Origin of the sequence: Parasaccharibacter sp. TMW 2.1884, assembly GCF_023337695.1 — a bacterium.
GTDB lineage: Bacteria > Pseudomonadota > Alphaproteobacteria > Acetobacterales > Acetobacteraceae > Bombella > Bombella apis.
This window is the reverse complement of sequence record NZ_QORR01000002.1, coordinates 1-22,983: the sequence shown is the minus strand read 5'-3', so window position 1 is coordinate 22,983 and position 22,983 is coordinate 1. Positions and strand designations below refer to the sequence as shown.

Annotated in this window: 29 protein-coding genes and 1 tRNA gene; 18 read left to right on the top strand and 12 right to left on the bottom strand. The window is 60.1% G+C overall.

Annotation, left to right across the window (positions count from 1 at the left end; genetic code table 11):
• Nucleotides 1-73: 73 nt before the first annotated feature.
• The 7 genes from DTI93_RS04360 to DTI93_RS04330 all read right to left on the bottom strand — a co-directional run bounded on the left by DTI93_RS04360 (nt 74) and on the right by DTI93_RS04330 (nt 4,947).
• Nucleotides 74-808, bottom strand: coding sequence for a glycosyltransferase family 2 protein (locus DTI93_RS04360; RefSeq protein ID WP_408863047.1), 735 nt, complete (start codon nt 806-808; stop codon nt 74-76).
• 21 nt (nt 809-829) lie between these two features.
• A complete protein-coding gene (locus DTI93_RS04355) occupies nt 830-1,330 on the bottom strand; it encodes an ATP synthase F0 subunit B (RefSeq protein ID WP_081562458.1) in 501 nt (166 codons plus the stop codon).
• A gap of 2 nt (nt 1,331-1,332) precedes the next feature.
• Nucleotides 1,333-1,905: a hypothetical protein gene (locus DTI93_RS04350; protein WP_081562459.1), complete on the bottom strand. Its 573-nt coding sequence runs from the start codon at nt 1,903-1,905 to the stop codon at nt 1,333-1,335.
• A gap of 11 nt (nt 1,906-1,916) precedes the next feature.
• Entirely contained in the window at nt 1,917-2,144 is a 228-nt protein-coding gene (locus DTI93_RS04345; protein WP_018979931.1) for an ATP synthase subunit C family protein, read from the bottom strand.
• 54 nt (nt 2,145-2,198) lie between these two features.
• Nucleotides 2,199-2,948: a F0F1 ATP synthase subunit A gene (locus tag DTI93_RS04340; RefSeq protein ID WP_043559242.1), complete on the bottom strand. Its 750-nt coding sequence runs from the start codon at nt 2,946-2,948 to the stop codon at nt 2,199-2,201.
• A complete protein-coding gene (locus DTI93_RS04335; protein WP_043559245.1) occupies nt 2,926-3,285 on the bottom strand; it encodes an AtpZ/AtpI family protein in 360 nt (119 codons plus the stop codon). The genes DTI93_RS04340 and DTI93_RS04335 overlap by 23 nt, the downstream gene beginning before the upstream one ends.
• A gap of 162 nt (nt 3,286-3,447) precedes the next feature.
• A complete protein-coding gene (locus DTI93_RS04330; RefSeq protein ID WP_227656489.1) occupies nt 3,448-4,947 on the bottom strand; it encodes a vitamin B12-dependent ribonucleotide reductase in 1,500 nt (499 codons plus the stop codon).
• A gap of 261 nt (nt 4,948-5,208) precedes the next feature.
• On the opposite strand from DTI93_RS04330, the gene mlaD reads away from it, so the two are divergent.
• The 6 genes from mlaD to DTI93_RS04300 all read left to right on the top strand — a co-directional run bounded on the left by mlaD (nt 5,209) and on the right by DTI93_RS04300 (nt 10,564).
• Nucleotides 5,209-5,784: an outer membrane lipid asymmetry maintenance protein MlaD gene (gene mlaD / locus DTI93_RS04325; RefSeq protein WP_052349002.1), complete on the top strand. Its 576-nt coding sequence runs from the start codon at nt 5,209-5,211 to the stop codon at nt 5,782-5,784.
• Nucleotides 5,781-6,029, top strand: coding sequence for a hypothetical protein (locus tag DTI93_RS04320; protein WP_081562461.1), 249 nt, complete (start codon nt 5,781-5,783; stop codon nt 6,027-6,029). Before mlaD ends, DTI93_RS04320 begins: the two co-directional genes overlap by 4 nt.
• Nucleotides 6,026-6,682: a DUF2155 domain-containing protein gene (locus DTI93_RS04315; protein ID WP_081562462.1), complete on the top strand. Its 657-nt coding sequence runs from the start codon at nt 6,026-6,028 to the stop codon at nt 6,680-6,682. Before DTI93_RS04320 ends, DTI93_RS04315 begins: the two co-directional genes overlap by 4 nt.
• A gap of 33 nt (nt 6,683-6,715) precedes the next feature.
• Nucleotides 6,716-7,249, top strand: coding sequence for a disulfide bond formation protein B (locus DTI93_RS04310; RefSeq protein ID WP_043559250.1), 534 nt, complete (start codon nt 6,716-6,718; stop codon nt 7,247-7,249).
• Nucleotides 7,250-7,296: 47 nt separating this feature from the next.
• On the top strand, nt 7,297-9,327 hold the full coding sequence (locus DTI93_RS04305) for an NAD(+) synthase (protein WP_249079772.1): 2,031 nt from the start codon (nt 7,297-7,299) through the stop codon (nt 9,325-9,327).
• A 391-nt stretch (nt 9,328-9,718) separates the two neighbouring features.
• Complete coding sequence (locus DTI93_RS04300; protein WP_052348986.1) at nt 9,719-10,564, top strand: hypothetical protein; 846 nt, start codon at nt 9,719-9,721, stop codon at nt 10,562-10,564.
• A 120-nt stretch (nt 10,565-10,684) separates the two neighbouring features.
• On the opposite strand, the gene DTI93_RS04295 is transcribed toward DTI93_RS04300, so the two are convergent.
• From DTI93_RS04295 to DTI93_RS04280, 4 genes are all read right to left on the bottom strand, one after another.
• Nucleotides 10,685-10,759, bottom strand: a tRNA-Gln gene (locus DTI93_RS04295).
• Nucleotides 10,760-10,829: 70 nt separating this feature from the next.
• The gene (locus DTI93_RS04290) at nt 10,830-11,495 is read right to left on the bottom strand and encodes a TetR family transcriptional regulator (RefSeq protein ID WP_249079770.1); all 666 of its coding nucleotides are present in this window, start codon (nt 11,493-11,495) and stop codon (nt 10,830-10,832) included.
• A 65-nt stretch (nt 11,496-11,560) separates the two neighbouring features.
• Nucleotides 11,561-12,373 carry a pyrroline-5-carboxylate reductase gene (proC, locus tag DTI93_RS04285; protein WP_043559257.1) on the bottom strand — a complete coding sequence of 271 codons (813 nt, stop codon included), beginning with the start codon at nt 12,371-12,373 and terminating at the stop codon, nt 11,561-11,563.
• A gap of 33 nt (nt 12,374-12,406) precedes the next feature.
• Entirely contained in the window at nt 12,407-12,691 is a 285-nt protein-coding gene (locus DTI93_RS04280) for an accessory factor UbiK family protein (RefSeq protein ID WP_043559260.1), read from the bottom strand.
• A 147-nt stretch (nt 12,692-12,838) separates the two neighbouring features.
• Here DTI93_RS04280 and rfaD point away from each other — a divergent pair, with 147 nt between their 5' ends.
• The 9 genes from rfaD (at nt 12,839) to DTI93_RS04235 (ending at nt 19,467) form a co-directional block, all read left to right on the top strand.
• Nucleotides 12,839-13,819, top strand: coding sequence for an ADP-glyceromanno-heptose 6-epimerase (gene rfaD / locus DTI93_RS04275; RefSeq protein WP_081563337.1), 981 nt, complete (start codon nt 12,839-12,841; stop codon nt 13,817-13,819).
• Nucleotides 13,816-14,643 carry a prolipoprotein diacylglyceryl transferase gene (gene lgt, locus DTI93_RS04270; protein WP_181005229.1) on the top strand — a complete coding sequence of 276 codons (828 nt, stop codon included), beginning with the start codon at nt 13,816-13,818 and terminating at the stop codon, nt 14,641-14,643. The genes rfaD and lgt overlap by 4 nt, the downstream gene beginning before the upstream one ends.
• A complete protein-coding gene (pgeF, locus tag DTI93_RS04265; protein WP_192848652.1) occupies nt 14,640-15,422 on the top strand; it encodes a peptidoglycan editing factor PgeF in 783 nt (260 codons plus the stop codon). The genes lgt and pgeF overlap by 4 nt, the downstream gene beginning before the upstream one ends.
• 105 nt (nt 15,423-15,527) lie before the next feature.
• Complete coding sequence (locus DTI93_RS04260; protein WP_043559269.1) at nt 15,528-16,142, top strand: 50S ribosomal protein L25/general stress protein Ctc; 615 nt, start codon at nt 15,528-15,530, stop codon at nt 16,140-16,142.
• Between the two features lie 14 nt (nt 16,143-16,156).
• Nucleotides 16,157-16,726 carry an aminoacyl-tRNA hydrolase gene (gene pth / locus DTI93_RS04255; protein ID WP_043559272.1) on the top strand — a complete coding sequence of 190 codons (570 nt, stop codon included), beginning with the start codon at nt 16,157-16,159 and terminating at the stop codon, nt 16,724-16,726.
• A gap of 75 nt (nt 16,727-16,801) precedes the next feature.
• Nucleotides 16,802-17,896 carry a redox-regulated ATPase YchF gene (gene ychF / locus DTI93_RS04250; protein WP_043559276.1) on the top strand — a complete coding sequence of 365 codons (1,095 nt, stop codon included), beginning with the start codon at nt 16,802-16,804 and terminating at the stop codon, nt 17,894-17,896.
• 87 nt (nt 17,897-17,983) lie between these two features.
• Nucleotides 17,984-18,574 carry a nicotinate-nucleotide adenylyltransferase gene (locus DTI93_RS04245; protein ID WP_043559278.1) on the top strand — a complete coding sequence of 197 codons (591 nt, stop codon included), beginning with the start codon at nt 17,984-17,986 and terminating at the stop codon, nt 18,572-18,574.
• Nucleotides 18,575-18,579: 5 nt separating this feature from the next.
• Nucleotides 18,580-18,984, top strand: coding sequence for a ribosome silencing factor (gene rsfS / locus DTI93_RS04240; protein ID WP_373364561.1), 405 nt, complete (start codon nt 18,580-18,582; stop codon nt 18,982-18,984).
• 27 nt (nt 18,985-19,011) lie between these two features.
• On the top strand, nt 19,012-19,467 hold the full coding sequence (locus tag DTI93_RS04235; protein WP_043559281.1) for a 23S rRNA (pseudouridine(1915)-N(3))-methyltransferase RlmH: 456 nt from the start codon (nt 19,012-19,014) through the stop codon (nt 19,465-19,467).
• A gap of 45 nt (nt 19,468-19,512) precedes the next feature.
• Here the strand turns inward: DTI93_RS04235 and DTI93_RS04230 are convergent, their stop codons facing one another.
• A complete protein-coding gene (locus DTI93_RS04230) occupies nt 19,513-20,073 on the bottom strand; it encodes a CHAP domain-containing protein (RefSeq protein WP_227449743.1) in 561 nt (186 codons plus the stop codon).
• 521 nt (nt 20,074-20,594) lie between these two features.
• Here DTI93_RS04230 and DTI93_RS04225 point away from each other — a divergent pair.
• From DTI93_RS04225 to DTI93_RS04215, 3 genes are read left to right on the top strand one after another with little or no spacing between them, the layout of a single operon-like run.
• Complete coding sequence (locus DTI93_RS04225) at nt 20,595-21,242, top strand: MBL fold metallo-hydrolase (RefSeq protein ID WP_154980863.1); 648 nt, start codon at nt 20,595-20,597, stop codon at nt 21,240-21,242.
• A gap of 29 nt (nt 21,243-21,271) precedes the next feature.
• Entirely contained in the window at nt 21,272-21,781 is a 510-nt protein-coding gene (locus tag DTI93_RS04220) for a DUF192 domain-containing protein (RefSeq protein ID WP_052348988.1), read from the top strand.
• Nucleotides 21,782-21,783: 2 nt separating this feature from the next.
• Nucleotides 21,784-22,764, top strand: coding sequence for an NAD-dependent epimerase/dehydratase family protein (locus tag DTI93_RS04215; protein WP_249079768.1), 981 nt, complete (start codon nt 21,784-21,786; stop codon nt 22,762-22,764).
• Nucleotides 22,765-22,983: the final 219 nt, after the last annotated feature.

Genomic DNA, 22,983 nt, shown 5'->3' with positions numbered 1-22,983 from the left:
CTGGATGAACGGGCATGATGCCCGGATCGTCAGAAGGGTCGTCCGGTGCCGGGCGGGGAGAGAGGCTGCTGTCTTACAGTTCGTTCAGTGGTGGTGGCCGACGGGTGCGGTTCTGTAGCCAGAGAACCCCCAGCATGTCACGCACCCCCACGAGAGCCCGGTGCAGATTGGTATATTTGGAATGGCCATGAAGCCTGGCCCTGTGTCGTGTCTCGATGCAGATGAGGGGGGCGCCGTAGCTTTTCATCAAGGCGGGGATGAAACGGTGCAGCCCTTCAAACTGGGGCAGGGAGAGGAACAGGTCGCGTGGGAAGAGCTTGAGCGGCCCGCCCGTATCAGGGCAGTCATCCTTGAGCAGATGCTGGCGCAGACCATTGGCGAAACGGGTGGCAAACCTGCGGGAGAGCCTGTCCTGACGCTTGCGGCGGACGCCAACAACCAGAGGGCCGACAGCCCCTTCACCATGGTCCCATGCGGCTTCGACCATTGTTTTGATGAAGGCAGGGTCGTCCTGTCCGTCTCCATCCATTGTGGCGATCCATGGGGCACGGGCGGCCCTGATGGCCGTGCGCAGGGCCGTAGATTTACCCAGACAGGAGGGATGGGACAGAATACGCAACCCGGGCAGGATAGTGCTGCGGGCTTCCTGCAATTTCTGGAGGGTGTCGTCCGTACTGCCATCATCCACGAAGATGATCTCTGCCGGTGGCAGGCTCTCAAGAGCCGTGCGGATTTCTGCACAGACGGGAAGGATATTCTCGCCCTCATTGAGGACGGTAATCACGACAGCCAGCAAGGGACTGGTCATCTCACTGGCTGTCATGATGTCTTACGCAGCTTTGTCACCAAAGGCTTGCGGGAGTGCTTTCAGGCCATCATTGATGAGCCTGTTGGCAAGGTCGGGGTCTTCAGCCAGCTTTTTACCAAGAACGTCCTTTGTAGCTGCCAGGGCCAAGGCGGCCGCCTCACGGCGGATGTCGCGCAGGGCGATTTTTTCGGCAGCTTCAATACGCTCACGGGCCATTTTTTCGTGGCGGGCAACAATCTCTGCCGCATCACTTTCGGCCTGGGCACGCAGCTGCTGGGCCTCAGCATTGGACTTGGCAATCAGTGCCTGAGCCTCTTCCTGGGCCTGCTTGTGGTCACGTCTGGAATCTTCGAGCATCTGCTCGGCCTCACGGCGGAGACGTGTGGCCTCATCCAGATTTTTGCGGACCTCATCAGCCCGGTCATCCAGCTTGGATGTGACAACAGCCCATATCTTGCGACCGAAGATGACGAAGAACAGGACAAAAGCAAGTGCTGTCCAGAAGCGGGGTTCATGAAACATGCTTAGCTCCTCGCAGCATGGGCGTGTTCAACAGCAGCGGCAATGGCCTGCTGGTCGGCTGTGCCAACAAGGCGCTCTGTCAGAACCGTAGCAGTGCTGGATGCGATCTCATTGATGCTGCCCAGCGCATTGCTGCGGGATAGAGCAATCTGCGCTTCAGCCTTCTTGATCTCTGCTTCCAGGCGGGCTGCTGTTTCTTCTGCCTGAACCCGGATTTTCTCCTTGGCCGTATCGCGGATGCCCTGGATGGTGGCGCGGGCCTCTTCCATGGCTTTCTCGCGGGCCTCGCAGAGTTCCTTCTGGGCCTGGTCGGCATCCTTGCGGGCGCGGCGGGCAACGTCCAGATCGTTCCGGACGCGGACTTCACGGGCCTTGATGACATCCGCCACCTTAGGCAGGGCGGAACGGCTCAGAAGCAGGTAGAAGACGATGAAAATGATGGCACCCCAGACCACCTGCCCCTGCAACAGGGGATCCTTGAAGTGGAGCTGGGGCATGCCTTCCGCCACGGCCCGGCCCGGTAAGGCCGCAAGGGGGGCGGCGGCAGACAGGAGGAAACGAGGCGTAAGGCGCATGGGTCCTGCCCTCAGACGAAGAGAATAAGGAAGGCAATCAGCAGGGCGAAGAGGGCAATGGCCTCCGTCAGGGCGAAGCCAAGCATGCCCAGACCGAACACATGCGGGCGGGAAGCCGGGTTGCGGGCGATGGAGTTCACCAGGGCGGCAAAGATGTTGCCGATACCAGCACCGACACCGGCGAGAGCAATCACGGCAAGACCAGCACCAATCTCACGGGCGGGATGAAGAAGATCCATGGTTCAGGTTCCTTTAAGACAGGGCGAAGGAAAACACGTGGAGGTATCGGTCACTCAGTGATCGACAGCCTCACGCAGGTAAATGCAGGTAAGGATGGCAAAGACATAGGCCTGTAGCAGCCCTACCAGCAGCTCAAGTGCCGTCAGTGCGATGTTGAGCACAAGCGGAGTGACAGCCAGCACATCGCCGACAACTCCGAGACCGGCAAGCATGATCGTGAAACTTGCGAAGACTTCCAGCAGCACATGCCCGGCCACCATGTTGGCAAACAGACGGATGGACAGGCTGATGGGGCGGGAGATGTAGGAAAGAATCTCGATGGGGATCAGGATGGGGCACAGGGCCACCGGAGCCCCCTCCGGCATGAAATGTTTCAGGAAGGCGATGCCCTGGAACCGCAGCGAGGTCAGGATGCAGAGAATGAATACCGTGATCGCCAGGGCGAAGGTCACGGCGATGTGGCTGGTGAATGTATAGGAGAATGGCAGCAGACCGATATAGTTGCCGGCCAGGATGAAGAAAAACAGGGCAAAGACGAAGGGAAAGAAGGCCGTGCCCTTCTCACCGATGGTATCGACAGCCAGGCCGTGCACGAACTCGTAACTGACCTCCGCCGCAGCCTGGAGACGACCGGGCACAACAGCCTTCGGCTTCATGCCGAGATAGAGGAACGCCAGCACGACAGCCACACTGATGACCATGTACAGCGGGGCCTGGGAGAGGCACAGGGCCTCACCAAAAGAACCAAAAATCGGATGCAGCTCAAACTGCCCGAGCGCGTCAATCGTCGATCCGCTGGCCACGCTGGCTTCTCCCGTTTTTCTGCGTCCCACTTTCGGGGACATCCATCACATTCACAACACGCCAGACATTCCGCAGGCCGGCTCCCATGCCAAGCATGGCGAACACAATTATAAACACAGGCCTGTATCCTGTCCATCGGTCAAGCTCATAGCCAATGCCCAGACCAACAGCAATACCGGCAATCATGTCACTGGCGATGCGGAAGGCCATGCCGAGGGAGGACTGTTCTGAGAGGGCTGACGGCTTCGCTTTCCCGGTCCGGGGAGCCACCTTCTGCTCCAGCCGGGCGAGACGGTCATCGAACGGCTCACGTCTGGCTGTATCGTGATCGATCATGCGCGATCCCCCATAACTCCCCGCCGTATCTGGCGGGGCAGCGCTCCGTTCCTTTCGTGGTGTAGCGCCATCGGAAAGGAAGCCCGTGCTGGACAGGTCTAGCTAGACAGGCTGTTCAGTCACTGTCAATGATTTCCCGCCCTGCATTTCTGGCATGGCGCCTCAGCCGACGAGGCGCAGCTTCCTGTTCCGGGGGCGGGAGGATGGACCGTCCTGCTCCGGCCCAAAGGGCAGCATGGGGGCTTCATGCTGTTTTTCGCCGGACTCGGCAGGGGCATCAGGCATGCGCTGGCCCAGATAGGCCTCCGAAAGGGCGCGGAAGGCATAATCCAGCATGGATGTCGCATAGCTGGCCATTTCGTCCCCTTCCACCGTGCCGCAGGCTCCGAAGCGGGAATAGGCGAACTGCTCGACAAACACCTCCAGCGGCACGCCGAACTGGAGGCCGATGCTGACGGCCTGGCTGAAACATTCCATCAGCCCACGGGCCATGGGGCTTTCCCGAGGAGGGGTGAGGGACAGGGATGCCAGACTGCCATCTTCAAATTCACCGGTCCGCATGAAGAGACGGTGCCCGCCAATGGAGGTCCGCTGGCTGAAGCCTCCCTGACGCATGGGCAGGGGACGACGGACGCCACGGCCCAGCTTCTCCTTGAGGTCGTCCGTTTCCGGCTCGGGCAGGGCTGGCAGATGGTCGCAGAAGGGCAGGACAGCGTCATGCATCAGGGCGTGGGCCTTGGCACCAGCTGGCTGGAGGGGTGTTTGTCCGTCCAGTGTCAGGGCGAGGGCGGCTTCCGGTGAGAGGCCCTTGTGGGCCAGACGCTCCAGAGTGGAAGGACGCAGCCCACCCTGACTGTTGACCAGCGAGAAAATTGGGCCGAGCCCGCAGGATTCCACATCCAGCAGGGCATCGACCGGCCCGGGGGAGGAGAACCCGGTCTCGATCGTGGCAAGGCCGGACAGGGACTGTGTGGCGGCGCTGATGGCAATGCTGGCCTGCTCCAGGTCTGGTGCCTGCGGGCAGGAGAAGGCTTTTTCCGGCGTTGCAGTACCGGCGTGGGCAACAAGCCGTGTGAAACGGGTGATGGCTGTGGCAATGGCCCGGCCTTCGTCACTGTCATAATCCAGCCCGAGGCCCGCCAGGCAGGCGTCCAGGTCTGTCAGCAGGACAATGCCGGCGGGACCGTCACTGTCGCCACGGGGGGCAGGGTCATCAAAAAGCGGAAGGTCGCCGCTGCGGTAGGGGCGCCGTGCGGCATCCAGCCGACGCAGGCTGTCGCAGGCCAGCTTCAGGCAGGCTGCGAAATGTTCCGTGGCGAAAATGCCATCCTGCACGAAACCGGAAAGCCGGATGATGAAGCCGGGCTGCCCGTCCGGCTCATTGCGCCAGAGAGCCGCGTTGGGTGCCATCTGCTGCATCAGCAGCAGGCAGGACAGGCCACGACCGACCGGCGGAGCATCCTGTGGGCTGTGTGGCAGGTGGGGTGTGGTGTCGATCATCTCCACCCAGCGGGCGGATTCACTGGCAAGGCGGACAGGCCCACCTTCTGCCGGCGCCAGCTGGACAAGCGCCTGGGCGGCGTCATCACTCCAGACAGAAGGAAGGGTGACCGCACGCAGGGCTGTGCTGTCGGGGTCGATGCTCGTCTGAAGCGTTCTCATGTGAACGCCATTCCAGTGAAGATGCGCTTTCATGCTGACGAGTCTAGTACTGAAGGGGGAATGATGAAACCATGACCGCAGGGGGAAAACGGGCATAAGCGGGCAGAAAAATGGGGATATGGGGGATAACTGCCAGCCTTGGGAGGAAAAAGAAAAAATGGCGTCCATCATGCAGGATGTTGGACGTGAAGGGCTGAGTCCGCTAGAGCGGTACGGCGTGACTGCATGATGGGTCAACAATGCTTGAATGAGGATGTGTTCATGGCTTCGGACAATGCCGGATATATCGCAGCAAGGCGGGCTGGCCGGGAGCGGATGGAATTGCTGGTCGGGCTGGTGGCCGCTGCTGCACTGGTGGTGCTTGTCGTGCTGGCTCTTGTCGGGCGGCAGCATCCGCAGGACAGTGGCTATCCCCTTCATGCGGCCTTTGGCCATGTTGACGGGCTGAGTGTGGGCTCGGATGTCCGGCTGGCAGGCGTAACTGTCGGGCATGTGCGGAGCATGCAGGTGGACCCACACACCTTCCAGGCCAATGTCGTTTTTTCCGTTGCTTCTGACATACACCTGCCAGTGGATAGCGGGGCCATCATCACATCGGATTCCCTTCTTGGCGGGAAATATGTGGCGCTGACGCCGGGTGGCGATACGGCCATGCTGGCGCCTGACGGGACCATTGGTGAAACGCAGGGGGCCATCAGCCTTGAGCAGCTGCTGAGCAAGTTCATTTTTTCGGTCACGGACTCCCTTCAGAAGAAGGCTGCTCCGGCAGCGCAGCCGGCCGCCGCTTCTGCGGCCGTTCCGGAGCCGGCGCCTGGTGCAGGGCAGACATCACCGTGAGCCACGCCTCTGATGAGCAGACCTGGCTGGACAGGGAGGGGCAGCCCATAAGCTGCACGGGAAAGCTGCGTGTTCTGCGGGACAATGAAGTGGAACTGAGGCAGGTGCTGCGCGATGCCTGCGCCGATGCTTTGCTCATGGAGGTCGGGCCTGTCTTTCTGCGGTACCGCATGGAGCGGCTTCTGGCTGATGTGATGGTGGAAAGTGGTGTCGTCGAGGTGGTGGAAAAGGAAGGTGCGGAGTGAGGATCAGGAAGACAGTTCTGGCCCTGTCCTGTCTGGCGGGGCTGCTGGCCGCGGTGCCGGAGAACCTGCGGGCGGAAGGAGTCCGGGGTGTGGCCGCTCCGGCTGTTTATCCGGCCACGGCGTGGCAGGGGCGCAATGGAGCCGTGCTGCGGATCATGCGGCGCCTGGATTCCCATGTGGAACTCGTGCCGCTGCATGTGGGGGATGATGCTGTTTATGGGCCTCTGTCCCTCCGGCTGGAGCGGTGCCTTCAGAGGCCGGATGGTCTCCCGGCGCAGACGGCCATCCTGCTGAAGATTGAAGAGAAACAGGAATCCGGCAGTCCGCCCTTCGAGGGATGGATGTTCACGGACGATCCGGCCCTGGGGGCGTATGCAGGTGCCCTGTATGATGTGCAGGTCGTGTCCTGTGATGGGGACAGGGTAGACCCCATGGTTGGGCCGTTGCCAGCGCCTGTGCAGCCGCAGCTGCCCATGGCCATTGCCCCGCATGTGGAGGCGGATGAAGGACGGGGGCCGACCGTGCTGGCACCGCCTTCTTCTGGTGGTAGTGGTGGGCAGGGAGCCGCCTCATCCGGGCCGACATCCCTGTTGCCACCGGCGGCTCCATTGCCACCGCCGCAACCGGCGCAGGGTGTGGGCACCCAGCATTGAGGCTGGATGGATGAGACTGGGAGGATGAGGGGAATGCTGTTTACTGACAAGCGGCAGATCAGGGCCGTCTGGCATATTGGTGGGCTGTATGTCCTGGCCGCCCTGCTCGTGTTCCTGATCGTTTTCGTGGCGGAAACATTCCTGCACATGGTGCCGTGTGAGCTGTGCCTTTGGGAGCGGGGACCTTGGCGCGTGCTGCTGGGGCTGGGTGTGCTGGCTCTGGTCCTGTCCCCCCGTTATGCCCGCTGGGCGGCCGTGGCCGGGCTGGTCTGCCTGGCGGTCAGCGTCGGTCTGGGGGTTCTTCATGTCGGGGTGGAGCATGGGTTGTGGCCGAGCCCTGCGGCGGAATGTCACGTTGGCCTTGTGGAAGGGCATGATTTTGCGGACTGGATGGCCCATCTTCCTGCACGGCCCACGAAACCCTGTGACCTGCCAGATTATCCTTTCGGTCTGCCTGTTTCCATGACAACGCTTTCCGCCCTGTATGCCGTGCTGGTCTTTGGTCTGGCTGTCATGGAGACGCACCGTCTGTTCCGTTTTGTGCGGAATGGTCGGCTGGATGTGTGAGCCGTCAGGCTGAGAGGAGTCTCCAACGGGAGGAAGCCGCCATGACCATGGCTGATTTTCTGTGTCTTTACCGGCAGGGCTTTGCCCGTGTTGCGGCCTGTACCACGCCCATCACTCTGGGCGACCCCCGGCAGAATGGGAGGATCGTGCAGGAGTGGCTGGAGCGCTGCCATGAGCAGGGTGTTGCCGTGGCGGTTTTCCCGGAGCTGGGGCTGACAGGCTATACGCTGGAGGACCTTTTCTTCCAGCAGGTGGTGCTGGATGGGGCGCTGGAAGCTCTGCTGGCTCTGGTTGAGGCGACGGCAGGATGCATGACGGTTGGCATCGTTGGTCTGCCCGTTCGGCGGGGAGATGCCCTGTACAACTGTGCGGCCATTTTCCACCGGGGACGGATTCTCGGCATTGTCCCCAAAACGATGCTGCCCCGGTACCGGGAGTTTTATGAACCCCGGCATTTCACCAGTGGTCAGGGCTGCTCCGGAACCATCATGCTGGGAGGGCGTGCCGTGCCATTTGGAACGGACATCCTGTTTGAAGCCGAGGATGTTTCCGGTCTGGTGCTGGGGGTGGAAATATGTGAGGACCTCTGGGCTCCCCAACCTCCCAGCGGAGCCCTGGCTGTGGCCGGGGCCACGGTGCTGGCCAATCTTTCAGCCTCGCCGGTGACGGTTGGACGGGCAGAGCACAGAACCCTGCTCTGCCGGGCACAGTCAATGCGGACCGTCAGCGCCTATCTTTATGCAGCAGCCAGCGAGGGTGAATCCACGACTGATCTGGCCTGGGATGGCCAGCTTCTCATCCATGAGGCCGGGGACTGCCTGGCCCGGTCGGAGCGTTTCCTCCGGCAGGGTGCTATGATCATGGCGGATATCGATCTCGACAGGTTGCGGCAGGAACGGCTTCAGATGGGCTATTTCGTCCCGGCCGATGATGATGGACTCCGTCATGTCCGTTTCACTCTGGCACCGGAGGTGAAGGACCGTGGGCTGATGAGGGATGTGCCCCGTTTTCCTTTCGTGCCCTCCCGCCCGAAGCAGTGCGAGCAGGATTGCCGGGAAGCGTGGAACATTCAGGTTCGGGCGCTGTGCCAGCGGCTGAAGGCAGCTCATGCCCGGACCATGGTCATTGGCGTGTCGGGCGGACTGGACAGTGCTTTGGCCCTTCTGGTGGCGGTCAAGGCGGCGGATTGCCTTGGCTGGGAGCGGAGCCGCATTCTGGCCAGAACCATGCCGGGCTTTGCGACGGGCAGTGCATCCCTTGCCATGGCCCATGGGTTGATGGAGAGCCTTGGTGTCAGCGCCGGGGAGCTGGACATCCGCCCCACGGCGAAAGCCATGCTGGTGGCCATCGACCATCCCTATGGGCGTGGGGAGCCTGTCCATGATGTGACCTTTGAGAATGTGCAGGCAGGGTTGCGGACGGATTTCCTTTTCCGTCTGGCCAACCATCATCAGGGGCTGGTGATCGGTACGGGAGACATGTCCGAGCTGGCGCTGGGCTGGTGCACCTATGGCGTCGGGGACCAGATGGCGCATTACAATGTCAATGCCGGGTTGCCAAAGACACTCATCCAGCATGTCATACGCTGGGCCGTGGGTCATGATGGGAGCTTCTCGGCATCGGTCCGTACTGTTCTGGAGAAGATTGTCTCGGCAGAGATTTCACCGGAGCTGGTGCCCGATCAGGGGCAGGGGGTGCAGAGTACCCAACAGATGATAGGCCCGTATCCCTTGCAGGATTTCACTCTCTATCATGTGCTGCGGTATGGCTTCCCGCCTGAAAAGATAGCGTTTCTCCAGTTTCATGCATGGCGGGATGCGGGAAGGGGGGATTGGCCCCTGAACTATCCGCAGCAGGACCGGGTCGCCTATGACCTGCCGGCCATCATTCACTGGATGCGCCTGTTCATGCGGCGTTTTTTTGCAACCAGCCAGTTCAAGAGGTCGGCCATGCCCAATGGGCCGAAAGTGGTGGCTGGGGGAAGTCTTTCCCCCCGTGGGGACTGGCGGGCGCCATCTGATGGGACAGCCACGCTCTGGCTGGCTGCTCTGGAGCGGCTCGAGTCCCGGTTGCAGTAAGGCGGGCTGTTCCGCAAATCCAGATTCGTAGTCTCGGCAGTTGATGGACGCCTTCCATGCGATTCTCATGGAAGGCGTCATGCGGTTTGCACCTGACGGGCGATTTGTTTAATAAAAAATAAATAAACATGTTGTAATTTTGAAGCCATATGTTTACTACTCATGAGTGAAAAGAGAGTCCTTGTCATGCCGTTCCTTAATTTGTGCTGAAGCGTAGGGTTTTGAGGGGGGTGTCACAGATATTCCTTAATTTGGACCCGAGGAGGCCATGAAAAATGTTGACCCTCAGAGCTCAAGGGGGAGGTGAGAAGGGCCGGTCGTTCCGTTTGTGGCGGCAGTTCTGCCTGTTGGCCCAGTTGAGTGTGACAACGCTGCATTGAGGTGAAGTTTCGTGGCTATTGTAACCGTCCCGGGAGGGCAGCAGCATCAGTATCCTGTAAGCATCCCCACGCAGGGGGCAGAGGACCTGAACAGACTGTTTTCAACCTCCTTTGCATCTCTGGTGTCTTCTTCAGGCTCTGGTGATGGCACGCCGCTGGCCCCGTCTGATGTCGTGGGCAATGGTTCAATTGATTTCCGCATGGGGAATGATGCGACCAGTCTGCCGCAGGCAACTGTGCTGGGTGGTCAGGATACGATCTCCGCTGCCGGGGATGGGACGCGGCTTTCCCTTGGTGGAACGCTGAGCTTCCTTGGTGGTGTGGGGTCCGGTACCCACTCTGTTGGTAACAATGCGACCATCTTCGGGACGGCCAATAGTGTCTATCACTATGCCCGCCAGGGAAGTGCTGGTCAGAGCGTCTTCAAGACGGATCATCAGAGTGATGCCCTGCATCCGGACAACATCCTGTTTGATGCATCCAAGTCCCATCAGTCTCTTCAGGCTTTTGCCGGAATTGGTGATACCATCAAGGGTGGTACAGCGTCCGACACGATCACCGTGCACAATACGGTCAGTGGTGGCACTGATGCCGGTGCTACGTTGAGTGGTGGCAGCGGGTCTGCCAATCTCTTCCAGTTCCTGAACAACAAGGGCGGTCATTACACGATTACCGACTTTGGCAAGGCTGCGGGCAACAAGGTTGGCCTCAAGGCGACGGACGAGCAGATCGGCCAGATGCTTGAGCATCAGACCGTCAAGGGTGGCAACACGACCATCGAGCTGCCGAATGATCAGGGCCAGATCACCTTCCTTGATCAGAACCAGCTTCACCCGAAGGACTTCCAGAAGTTCTGATGGGGTGTCTGCCCTTTCGTCAGGGAGGGCAGACAGCATCTGAGTGCAGCTACGGATGAAACGCCGTTTCCGAAGAGGGAGCGGCGTTTTTTCATGTTCTGATTTTCAGGGATGAAATACTGGCTGGGGCGGGAGGATTCGAACCTCCGCATGGCGGAATCAAAATCCGCTGCCTTACCGCTTGGCTACGCCCCAACGCAGACTCTTCTCTTATCCCGAACGGCCAGAAGGGTAAAGAGAGGGCCGCCATTTTTTGTAGGAGGGATCAGTCCAACACGTTGTTATTACTGTTTTCCTCAGGGGCAACATGGTCGGGCAGTCCACCCTCTTCTGTAACCATGTCAGCCTGCCCAGAGGCGGAAGATTCCTTCAACAGGCCCATCCGTTCGGCACGGGCGAGCGTGCTGTCCAACACCTGCATCGTATTGGCAAGGTCTGGGGTTGAGTCTTTCTCCCAGCGTGCCAGCGTTCTGGACCATATGGCCAGCAGGCTGTTGAGGCGGATCATGCCACCAAGGCCGTGACGGTCCAGTGCTGCGGCATCAGCGACCCAGCGCAGGCTTTCCATCGTGGTTCCGGCGAGAAGCGCTGCCAGGGCAGGGTCTCGGGGGAGGGTGTGCATGATGGCGCAGATGCCGGAGCGGTAATCCTGCATGGCATCAAAACGCCGCATGAGCAGATCAAACAGCCGTTCACGAACAGTCGCACCGTAACTTTCCCCGCAGAGTGCGGCATCATCAATCTGGCTGTTCAGCCGGATCAGAATCATGGACTTGAACGGGAAACGCTGCCGGACCTGCTGGAGGGGCAGCCCCGCTTCACGTGAAGCATCAACAAGAGAGACACGCTGCCAGCCATGGCTCTGGGCAAGCTGGAGGGTGGCCTCAATCATGGTCCTGTCGAAAAGCGGGTCGTGATGGTCAAGAGTCATGATGGTTTTCCCTGTCCGTGCGGCTATGGTGATGCAGGCAGAGTGGTGTCTGCCTGCATCCGATGTCAGTCATCCAGCTCACGGGACCGTTTGATGGCGGCTTCGGCTGCCAGCGGGATCAGGCGGGGCCAGTTTTCTTCAGCCATGAAGACATTCAGGGCTGCGGCCGTTGTCCCGTTGGGGCTGGTGACGTTCCTGCGCAGGGTTTCGGCATCGTCCGGCAGTTCATGCAGCATCTTGCCCACACCGTAGATCATGCTGCGGACCAGCGTACGGGCGGCCTGTTGTTCCAGCCCCAGGTCCTGCCCTGCTTTTTCCAGCAGTTCGGCCAGCAGGAAGACATAGGCGGGAGCAGAGCCGGCAATGGCGATGACAGACCGCAGGTCTTCCTCATGTGGAACGGGGACGACCGTACCAACCTGCTCCATCAGGCGGATGGCCAGCTCTTTCTGTTCCCTGCTGACATGCGGTGAGGCGTATAGCCCCGTGCTGCCTGCTCCAACGCTGGAAGGTGTGTTGGGCATGGTGCGGATGATGGGCATGTCCGCCCGGCCACACCATTCAGCCAGTTTTTCACAGTTCTTGCCTGCCATGACGGACAGCAGGGCGGCCTTGTCCATGCGGGCACCGAGGCTCTGTCGCAGGGCTTTGAGCACGGTTTCCGCACCGGCTGGTTTGACAGCCAGGACGATGATGTCCGGTGTCACGTCCGTAGTGATTTCTTCCGGTGTACGGAAGACGGTGCTGCCTGCCGGGGCGTCCTGGAGCTTCCTGTCCAAGATGAAGAGGCGTGGCGGGTTCGGGCTGTTGACCCAGCCCCGCATGAGGGCGCCGCCCATTTTGCCGCAACCGACGAGAAGAAGGGTGGGAGCTGTCATGATGGGAAGTCTCCGTTCATGTCCTGTGAAAAATCAGTGCTGTGAGGGTGGGGCTGTCAGGGCCTGTTCCAGCTCGTCCAGTCGTGCTTCGAGCTCCCTGAGGCGCTGTTCGGTCCGTTCCTGCTCGGCCCGGGTGCGGCTGGCCATTTCCTGCACGGCCTCGAATTCGTCCCGGCGGACAAGGTTGAGGGAGAACAGCATCTCGTTGATCTGGCTGCGGATCAGCGTATGGACCTCCTCCCGCAGGCCGGATGCGGCAGAAAACGCCGTTCCGGCAAGGCCGGTCAGATCATCGAGGAAACGGGGGCGAGAGACCATGGTGCTACTCCTGGACATTCAGCATTGAAAACGGACCGTCTTTTCCGCCACGACTCTTTCAGAACAGGAAGCCGGTCTGTCAACCGTCATCCCTGTTTCTGCGTTCTTTCTGTTGGAAGCCGCATCTGGCCAGACTATACAGGAAGAATGATTATCGTCACCGGCGGAGCCGGATTTATTGGTTCATGCGTGCAGCAGGCCCTGTTCCGGCAGGGGCGGCGGACTGTCATTGTGGATTATCTGCATGATCAGGGGAAGTGGCACAATCTTGCCAGCCATCCTCCCCACCAGATCATTCCCCCCCATGAACTTTCCGCTTTTCTGGCAACGGTGAGAGGGGTGGAGGCCGTCATCCACCTGGGGGCCATCAGTGAAACGACGGCCCGGGATGGAGACCTGGTCTGGCAGAGCAATGTCACCCTGTCCCAGCAGCTCTGGCGGTGGTGTGTGGAGCATGAGGTGCCGTTCCTTTATGCTTCTTCGGCAGCAACCTATGGGGCGGCAGACCGGCCAGAGCTGTTTGCAGACGGGTTGGACAGCATCGAGGGATTGCAGCCGCTCAATCTTTATGGCTGGTCCAAACAGGCGTTCGACCTCTGGGTGAAGCGGACGGTAGAGGCTGGGGAACCGACCCCACCACAATGGGCCGGTCTGAAGTTCTTCAATGTTTATGGCCCTAATGAGTATCACAAGGGGCGGATGATTTCGGTCATCAAGGTAAAATATGATGAGTTGATGGCCGGTAATCCCATCCGTCTGTTCCAGTCCGACCGGACGGATATTGCGGATGGGCAGCAGAAGCGTGATTTCATCTGGATCGGGGACGTGGTGAATGTCCTGCTCTGGCTGTTGGAACACCCTGCCGTCAGCGGGCTGTTCAATTGCGGGACAGGACAGGCCTGTACATACGAGGCTCTGGCCCGGGCTGTCTGTGCTGCGGCGGGACGGGCAGCAGAGATCGATTATGTTCCGATGCCAGAGAGCCTGAGGGGGCAGTACCAGTCCTTCACGCAGGCTGACATGAGGGCACTGCGGGCGGCTGGATATACGGCTCCTTTCACAACACCGGAGGACGGGATCAGCCATTACATCAAGGGGTATCTGGCATCAGGAAGGCCGTATCTGTGACACATCCGCTTATCTTCCCGGGGCTGGACCCCGTTGCTTTCCAGATCGGGCCGCTGGTGGTGCGCTGGTATGCTCTGGCTTATATTCTGGCTTTCATCATTGCCCTGCCCCTGGCCCGCAGGCTGGTCCAGCTTGGGCCGAAGGTGGCAACGAAGGTAGCCGTGGATGATTTCCTTGCCTATGCGGTGCTGGGTGTGCTGCTGGGGGGGCGGCTGGGTTATGTCCTGTTCTACCGGCCGCTTTTCTTTCTGTCCCATCCTCTGGAAATCTTCGCCACATGGAAGGGCGGCATGTCCTTTCATGGGGGAGCGGCAGGGGTCATCATTGCACTGGCCCTGTTCACATGGCGGCGGGGCCTGAACTTTCTGGCCTTTGCAGACCGGATCGTCGTGGTGGTGCCCATCGGGCTGGCTCTGGGGCGGTGTGCCAATTTCATCAACGGGGAACTCTGGGGACGGCCAGTGGCGAGTGCCGTGCCGTGGGCCATGATCTTTCCCGCTGTCGGGCCGGAGCCTCGGCATCCGTCCGAACTTTATGAAGCCCTGACGGAGGGTGTCCTGCTGCTGGTCGTGATGCTGCTGGCTGTCAGCCGCCCAGCCTTGCGGGCACGGGCCGGGTTCCTGTCCGGGCTGTTCCTGTTTGGCTATGCCTGTGCCCGGGCCTTCTGTGAGCTGTTCCGCCAGCCGGATGACAATATCGGCTTTCTGGCTGGGGGAATCACGATGGGGCAGCTCCTGTGCCTGCCCATGGCACTGGCCGGGATTGGCCTGATGGTTCATGCCTTCAGCCGTCCCGCCCGGCAGACGGACTGGATTGCAGAATGACACAGCCTGTCTTCTTACGGTCGCCGCTTCTGCCTGTCCGGCATGGCTTCTTTACCCGGGAGGGGGGCGTGTCTGTGGCTCCCCATGATACCCTCAATGGCGGGTTGGGGACGCAGGACCGGCTGGACAACGTGCAGGAGAACAGGCGGCGGATGGCGGCTGCCGTGGGTGTGGAGCTGGAGCGGTTTGCTGCGCTCCGGCAGGTTCACGGAGCGGATGTGCATGTGCTGCGCCAGGTTGATGAGGTCTGGTCTCATACGCAGGGCCACGAGGCCCTTCCGGCGGGTGATGCGCTGGTGACGGACTGCCCGGAGCTTGCTCTGGGCGTAGCCACGGCGGATTGTGCCCCTGTGCTGCTGTCGTCGGACGATGGGCGGATTGTTGGTGCAGCCCATGCAGGTTGGCGTGGAGCTGTGGGAGGTGTGCTGGAAGAGACAGTCCGGCAGATGCGCCTGTTGGGGGCGGAGGGACTCCGTGCCGTGGTGGGGCCCTGCATCGGCCCTGTCTCCTATGAAGTGGGTGAGGACATGCGCCGGGCCGTTCTGGAACGGCACCCGGAGGGCGAGCGGTTTTTCAGCCAGGCAGCAAGAGCTGGGCATTATCAGTTTGATCTGCCCGCTTTCTGCCTGTTCCGTCTGGCAGAAGAGGGCGTGCAGGCAGAATGGACAGGCCATGATACGCTGGCGGAGGAGCGTTTTTTCAGCCATCGCCGGGCAACAGTGCATGGTGACGGGCGGACGGGCCGCCAGATTGCTGTCATCCGTGCGGGGCTGGACTGATAAAAAAATTGTCTTTTTCGCTTTTTTCCGCTAGGGCGGGGCAACCATCCGGCACCCCTGGAGGCCGGTTGGGCATGACAATTTCAGAACGCAGGAGCGTATAACGTGGCGAAAGTAACGACACTGGAGATCTCCCAGCGCGCCAAAGCAGGTAAGGGGGCAGCGCGCGCAACACGTCGTGAGGGCATGGTCCCGGGCGTGGTGTACGGTGGCAAGAAGGAGCCGGCTCTGGTCTCCATCGACCCCCGCATCATCATGAAAGAGCTGCACCGTGGTGCCTGGCAGTCCCGCCTGTACCAGTTCAGCATCGGTGGTGAGCAGGTCCATGCCCTGATCCGTGACATCCAGTTCCATCCGGTGTCCGATGCGCCGATCCATATCGACTTCCTGCGTCTGGTTCCTGGCCAGAGCGTGCATGTTCAGGTGGGCATCACCTTCACGGGTGAAGATGAGGCTCCGGGCATCAAGCGTGGCGGCGTGCTGAATATTGCCCGTCACTCCGTTGACGTGGAAGTTCCGGTCGAGAACATCCCTGAGCACTTCACGGTTGACCTCAGCAAGCTGGACATCAACGACAACGTGCGTTGGGACGACCTCCAGGGGACGGAGCACTCCACACCGACCCTGCATATCCCCAACTTCGTGATTGCCTCCATCGCTCCGCCGACGGTTGACGAGGAGCCGGAAGAGGCTTCTGAGGAAGCAGCTGAAGCCAAGTAAGGGGTATTGCGGTTGTGAAGCTCTGGGTCGGACTCGGTAATCCGGGCGCATCAATGAGCCGCAACCGGCACAATATCGGCTTCATGGCGGTCGATGCGATCGCTGCGCGCCACGGGTTCGGCCCGTGGCGCAAGCGCTTCCGTGGGGAAACGGCGGAAGGCATGGTCGGGCGGCAGAAGGTTCTTCTGCTCAAGCCGCTGACCTACATGAACCTGTCTGGTGACAGCGTGCAGCAGGCAGCGCGTTTCTATAAAATCCCACAGGATGAGATTACCGTCTTTCACGATGAGCTGGACCTGGCCTTCGGAAAGATGCGGGTCAAACGGGGCGGGGGAGCGGCCGGGCATAATGGCCTGCGCTCCATGGACAAGGCCCTGCCCGGCCCTGATTACTGGCGTGTGCGGCTGGGGATCGGCCATCCGGGCAGCCGGGAAAAGGTGCATGGCCATGTACTGGGGGATTTCTCCAGCACGGAACGGTCTGAGCTGGAGCTGTGGCTGGATGACATGGCCGATGCCACGCCACTTCTGGCGCAGGGTGAGCATGAGGCCTTCATGACGAAAACAGCCTTGCGGCGGAACTGAAAACAGAGAATCTAACAGGCCTGCGGTGGCGAGAGATGAGCCAGACCGGCAGGGCACAGAAAGGGGAGAGAGCGAATGGGGTTCAACTGCGGGATCGTCGGCCTCCCCAATGTCGGCAAATCCACCCTGTTCAATGCGTTGACACAGACAGCGTCGGCACAGTCTGCCAATTATCCGTTCTGCACCATCGAGCCGAACACGGGGCGGGTGGCCGTGCCGGATGAACGGCTGGAGGTTCTGGCCAAGGCTGGCAATTCCCAGCGCATCGTGCCGACAAGCCTCGAGTTTGTGGATATTGCCGGGCTGGTCCGTGGGGCTTCCAAGGGGGAAGGGCTGGGCAACCAGTTTCTCGCCAACATCCGTGAGGTGGATGCCATCATCCACGTCCTGCGCTGCTTTGATGATGATGACATCACCCATGTCGAGGGCGGCGTGGACCCCGTGCGGGATGCGGACATCATCGAGACGGAACTGATGCTGGCCGATCTGGACAGTCTGGAGCGCCGCAAGGTCGGGCTGGAAAAGCGTGCCCGTGGCAATGACCGTGAGGCCAAGGAACAGCTGGAACTCATGGAGCCGCTGCTGGCCGCCCTGCGTGAGGGCAAACCGGCCCGTACGGCCGTTCCTGAGGGGAAAGAAGTAGAGGCTGCCCGCCTCCAGCTGATGACGACCAAGCCCGTCCTTTATGTCTGCAACGTGGAAGAATCGGCGGCTTCGACCGGCAATGCCTATTCCGAGCAGGTGCGGAAGAGGGCCGAGGCGGAAGGTGCCGGGGCTGTCATCGTCTCTGCGGCCATCGAGGCGGAGGTCAGCCAGCTTGAGGCTGAGGAACGGACCGAGTTTCTGGATGGCCTCGGCCTGAAGGACAGCGGTCTGGACCGTGTAATTGCTGCGGGTTATCGCCTTCTGGGCCTTCAGACTTACTTCACGGTAGGGCCGAAGGAGACCCGGGCCTGGACGATCACGGCAGGTACGAAGGCCCCGCAGGCGGCAGCCGTCATTCATAATGACTTTGAGCGTGGCTTCATCGCCTGCGAAACCATCGCCTATGATGATTACGTCACCTACAAGGGCGAGGCGGGTGCCCGTGAGGCCGGCAAGCTGCGTGTCGAGGGCAAGAATTACGTCGTGCAGGATGGTGATGTCCTGCTGTTCCGCTTCAACGTGTAAGACAGCCTCATGAAGGGGCCTCGTCCCGAAAGGCTCCCGACGACTCCGCTGGGGGCTGCTGCATCCCGATTCGGGGATGGCCGCCGGATGCGCATCGGCCTGCTGGGAGGGTCGTTCAATCCGGCGCATGAGGGGCACATCCAGCTGGCCCGCAAGGCTCTGGCAAGTCTGAAGCTGGATCAGGTCTGGCTGATGGTGTCTCCGGGGAATCCCCTCAAGCCCCGCAAGGGAATGGCGCCGTTCTCCCGGCGGCTGGCAACGGCACAGGCTCTGGCAGATGGACGGCGCATCATCGCCACGGACATAGAGCAGAAGCTGGGGCAGCGTTACACGGTCCGGACCGTGGCCATGCTCCGGCAGCGTTTCCCACAGTGCCGTTTTGTCTGGCTCATGGGGTCAGACGGGCTGGCCCAGTTTTCCCGCTGGCGGTCATGGCGGCGGCTGGCGCAGATGGTGCCGATTGCTGTCCTGCCTCGCCCCGGAAGCATCATACCGGCCCTCAAGGGGCGGGCCAGTTCCGTCCTGCGGCATCATCGTCGTGATGGAAGGGCGGCGTCTCTTCTGCTAGAAAAAGGAAGTGGGCCGGGCTGGACATTCCTTTCGGCACCTCAGAATGACATATCTTCGACCGCTTTGCGTCAAAAGGGGCTGTTCTGCCCGTCTGTCGATCAGGAGTGAGAACCATCATCAACGCGACTGAAACCCCCGCTTCCGCCCCTCATAGTGATGAGGAAGGGCTGGCCCGTCTTCTGTCTGTCATTACGGACAGTCTGGATGAAGACAAAGCCGAGAACATTGTCGTGCTGGACCTGACAGGTCGTGCCGGATTCGCTGAGCGCATGGTCATTGCTTCCGGTCTTTCCGAGCGTCAGATTTCTGCCATGGCCCAGCATCTGGAACGTCGCCTGAAGGAAGAAAATCTTGCCCGCCCGCAGATTGAAGGGGACCAGGGCAGTGACTGGGTTCTGATGGATGCAGGAGATGTGGTTGTCCATCTCTTCATGCCGGAAAGCCGTGAGCTTTATGCGCTGGAACGCATGTGGGGTGGTGACTTTGATGCGGCTGCGGAAGAAATTGCCGTTGAATGAGGTGGTGGCTGGCGAGAGGGTTTTCTGATGAAGCTCATCGCCGTAGGAAAGCTGAAGGCCGGCCCGGAACGGGAGCTGCTGGAGCGGTACTGTGCCCGGTTGCGTCCGAAGCTGGAGATTGTGGAAGTGGCCCAGGGCCGGGGTGCTCCTGCCGAACTGAAACGGCGGGAGGCCGATTCCCTTCTGGCTGCCTGTCCTGACAATGCGTTTCTTGTGGCGATGGATGAAGGGGGCCGTCTGCTGGATAGCCCGGCCTTTTCGTCCCGATTGCAGACGTGGCAGGAGAGTGGCCGCCCTGTCTGTTTCATGATTGGGGGAGCCGAAGGGTTTGATGCTGCCATTCTTCAGCGGGCGGATGCTGTTTTTTCGCTGGGGAAGCTGACATGGCCACACATGCTGGTGCGGGTCATGCTGGCGGAGCAGCTCTTCCGGGCACAGTCCATCCAGACAGGTCATCCATACCACAAAGCCGGACGTCCCTGAGGGAACGGTCCGGCTTTGTGGGATTACGGTCGTGAGGTCCAGTTCTTACTGGAGAGACCGGCTGGGAGCCTCGTCTCCGAAGAAGCTGGCATCAGCCGGAACGGAGGCTGTTTCCATGTCACTGGCCGTTCCTTTGGCAATGACATTGCGGTACCGTGTGGAAACAGGGGCAGAACCGTCCTGACGGTTGTAGATGAAGCCATGCGTCGGATAGATGCTGCCGAGACGTTCCCCATTGCCCGGGAGAGCCACACGGACAGCCGTCCAGTCATTCTCAGGAGACACGTCCACCACTTTCGTGTTGTGGCTGATGCCGTTGGAGGCCCAGTGTGCCTGGTCGATCATGATGGTCCGGCTGTCGATCTGCCGACGGACAACGGCAACATGCCCAAGTGGCATACGGCGTGTGGGACGGAAGCTGAGGACAGCACCGGGCTCGGGCTGCTGGCCACGGGCGTACATGCCTTCAGCATTGCGCCACCAGTCCCGTGCATTGCCACGGATGTGGAAGTCCGTGCTCTGGTGCACATAGGCAACGCACTGGATGACATGGGCATGACCATAGTGGCGGTAATGCCTGTGCAGGAAGTGGCTGCTTCTGATCAAACGGCTTGAATGGCGGACATGGTGCCTCGCTTCGGCCTTGGGAGCGCAGAATGCTGCCGCAGATAATACCAGACATGATAAAAATAACCGTTTCCCGGCACGGCGCATGATACATCTTCCCGTTCTGTTTGACCGAAGTGGACCTCACTCTTTCAGTAGTTCCGGGAAACTATCAGAAGAAGCCTGTGAATGACAAGACAAATAATGGCATGAAATGGGCAGAGAAACCTGAATAAGATTTAACATTAGGAAATATATACCAATTAGAAATATGTTTCAGGCTGATCATACTCATTTGGCAAGGCAAAGCCCGCAAGAGGCATGGCCCTCCGGAAAGGTAAAGGAGAAATGGCTCCAGAAACTGTATTTAGATCCGAATCTTCTATTCGTCTACTCTGCTTTTCTTGCTGCAGTATTTTATTTCATGGGTGTGGAGTGTGGGGAAGTGGTGGTTTCTTGTCGGGTAGGGGTATGACGTTGTAGATCATTTCTTGTTTGATGCCCGGAAATGGAAGCCCGTCATGAAATTAACCTTGCGGAAAGTGACCGTGACACCGATTCGTCAGAACTGCACGATTCTGTCGGACCAGATGGGGCGGGCGATTGTTGTCGACCCTGGCGGAGAAAGTGTGCGGCTGGCCCGGGAAGCCGAGGGGCTGCATGTCGAGGCCATCCTGCTGACACATGGTCATCTTGATCATGCCGGAGGTGCTGCCGACCTCAAGAAACTGCTGACGGACCGGCAGGGGGGTGACGTGCCTGTCATCGGGCCGTTGCGGGAGGACCTGTTTCTGCTGTCGAGAATCGAGCAGCAGGCGGCTGCTTTCGGGCTGGATGGCATGAAAAGCGTCACACCGGACCGTTTTTCCAGCGACGGGGATATACTGTCCTTTCTTGGGCATGACATTGAGGTTGCTCATGTTCCCGGTCATACGCCCGGTCATGTCGTGTTCATCCTGCGGCAGGCAGGGCTGGTGATTGCCGGTGATACGCTGTTCCGTGGTACGGTGGGGCGGACAGACTTCCCCTATGGCAATGAAAGACAGCTGCTGGAGGGGATCCGCAGCAGACTGTTCACTCTTCCGGCCGATACCATCGTCCTGCCGGGTCATGGCCTGCCGACCACGATAGGGGAAGAGCGGCAGCATAATCCGGCATTTCAGCACTGATCGGCATGGTGGTGCAGATAAGGAGAGGGATGATGAAAAGAGTTTATCAGTGGGGTCTTTTGGCAGGTGGACTCGTCCTGGCGGGTCTGGCTGCTGCTGGTGGCATGGTTCGGGCTGAAGAAACGGTTACGGAGGCACAGCCACCATTACCCGAAGTTGCCTTGACCATTACCGATCAGACCGGGCGCAGCCATGCCTTCAGGGTGGAAGTGGCCAGCACGCCACGCCAGCAGGAAGTGGGTGAGATGTTCCGCAAGGAGATAAAGCCGGATCATGGCATGCTGTTTGTCTGGCCTGCCCCGCAGGAATCCGCCATGTGGATGCGCAACACCTTCATCTCGCTGGACATGATCTTCATTGATGATCAGAACCGCATTCACGCCATTGAGGAACATACAACACCCCTGAGTGAGGGAATCATCAGCAGTCATGGGCCTGTCCGGGCTGTTCTGGAGCTTCCTGCCGGAACGGCGGAAAGGCTGGGGCTGGTGGTGGGGAACCGCATCGTGTCCGATGCTCTGCCTGGTGGGGCACACTGAATGTGTCCCGCACGGTTTTCATAACAGGGGTTGCTGGGTTCATCGGGTCCCATGTGGCCCGTGTCCTGCTGGCTCGTGGATGGCGTGTCATCGGGCTTGATAGTGAGCAGTCCACTCCGGCCATGGCGCCTTTGCGGCTTGCTGCACTGCATGGGCAGTCTGGCTTTCATTATGTCAGGGCCAATGTGCGTGATCAGGCTGCTCTGGTAGGTCTGTTCGCACAGTATCCTGACATTGATACGGTTCTGCATCTCGCTGCCCGGGCGGGGGTCAGGCAGTCCCGGCTCAAGCCCCATGCCTATATAGAGGACAACATTGCCGGTCAGGTCAGTCTGTTGGAAGCCTGCCGGACCCTGTCCCGGTTGCGGCAGATTCTCTATGCCTCGTCCTCCGCCGTGTATGGGCCTTCGGCGGCCCTTCCTTTCTCCGAATCCGTTCCTGTTGGGGCGCAGGCATCTTTTTATGCCACGACCAAAAGGATGAACGAGCTTACGGCGCAGACCTACAGTCATCTTTACGGGTTTGCCCAGACCGGTCTGCGTTTCTTTACGGTATATGGCCCGATGGGGCGCCCGGACATGGCCTGTTATGGTTTTGCCAGAGCGATTCAGGCGGGGCATCCTTTGACCCTCTGGGATGCCGAAGGGCTGGCAAGGGATTTCACGTATATTGATGATGTCGTAGAGGCGATTCTGCATCTGATGGATGCGCCGCCGAGTGCAGGAGAAAGCCGACTCTTCAACGTGGGATATGGGCAGCCCCGTCTTGTGAGGGATCTGATCCGGTGTCTTGAAACATCTCTGGAACGGCAGGCCATTATCCAGAAAGCTCCCAGACCTGCGGAGGATATGCTGGAGACATGGGCTGATACGACCGCTCTGAAGGCAGTGATTCCATGGGAACCGCAGGTGTCTCTGGAGGAAGGAATCAGCCGGTTTGTGGCGTGGCTCTGCGGAAATTCAGGGTATTTTAACTTTTTTTGAAGTTTTTTTGATTTTTTTGGTGTGATGGGGTTGTGCGGTGAGGGGGATCTGCGTATAAGCCCATTCACCGGCGGCGCTGGAGCGGAAGTTTCGGGGCGGCTGGGGTGGTCATTGACAAGAGAATATGGGTTATAAAGTAGAGACTGGAAGGGATATGTTGGCGGCGTTTTCGTTGGCGAAGGCTGATGGAAGACGGAAGCTGATGTATCTGACTTTAAG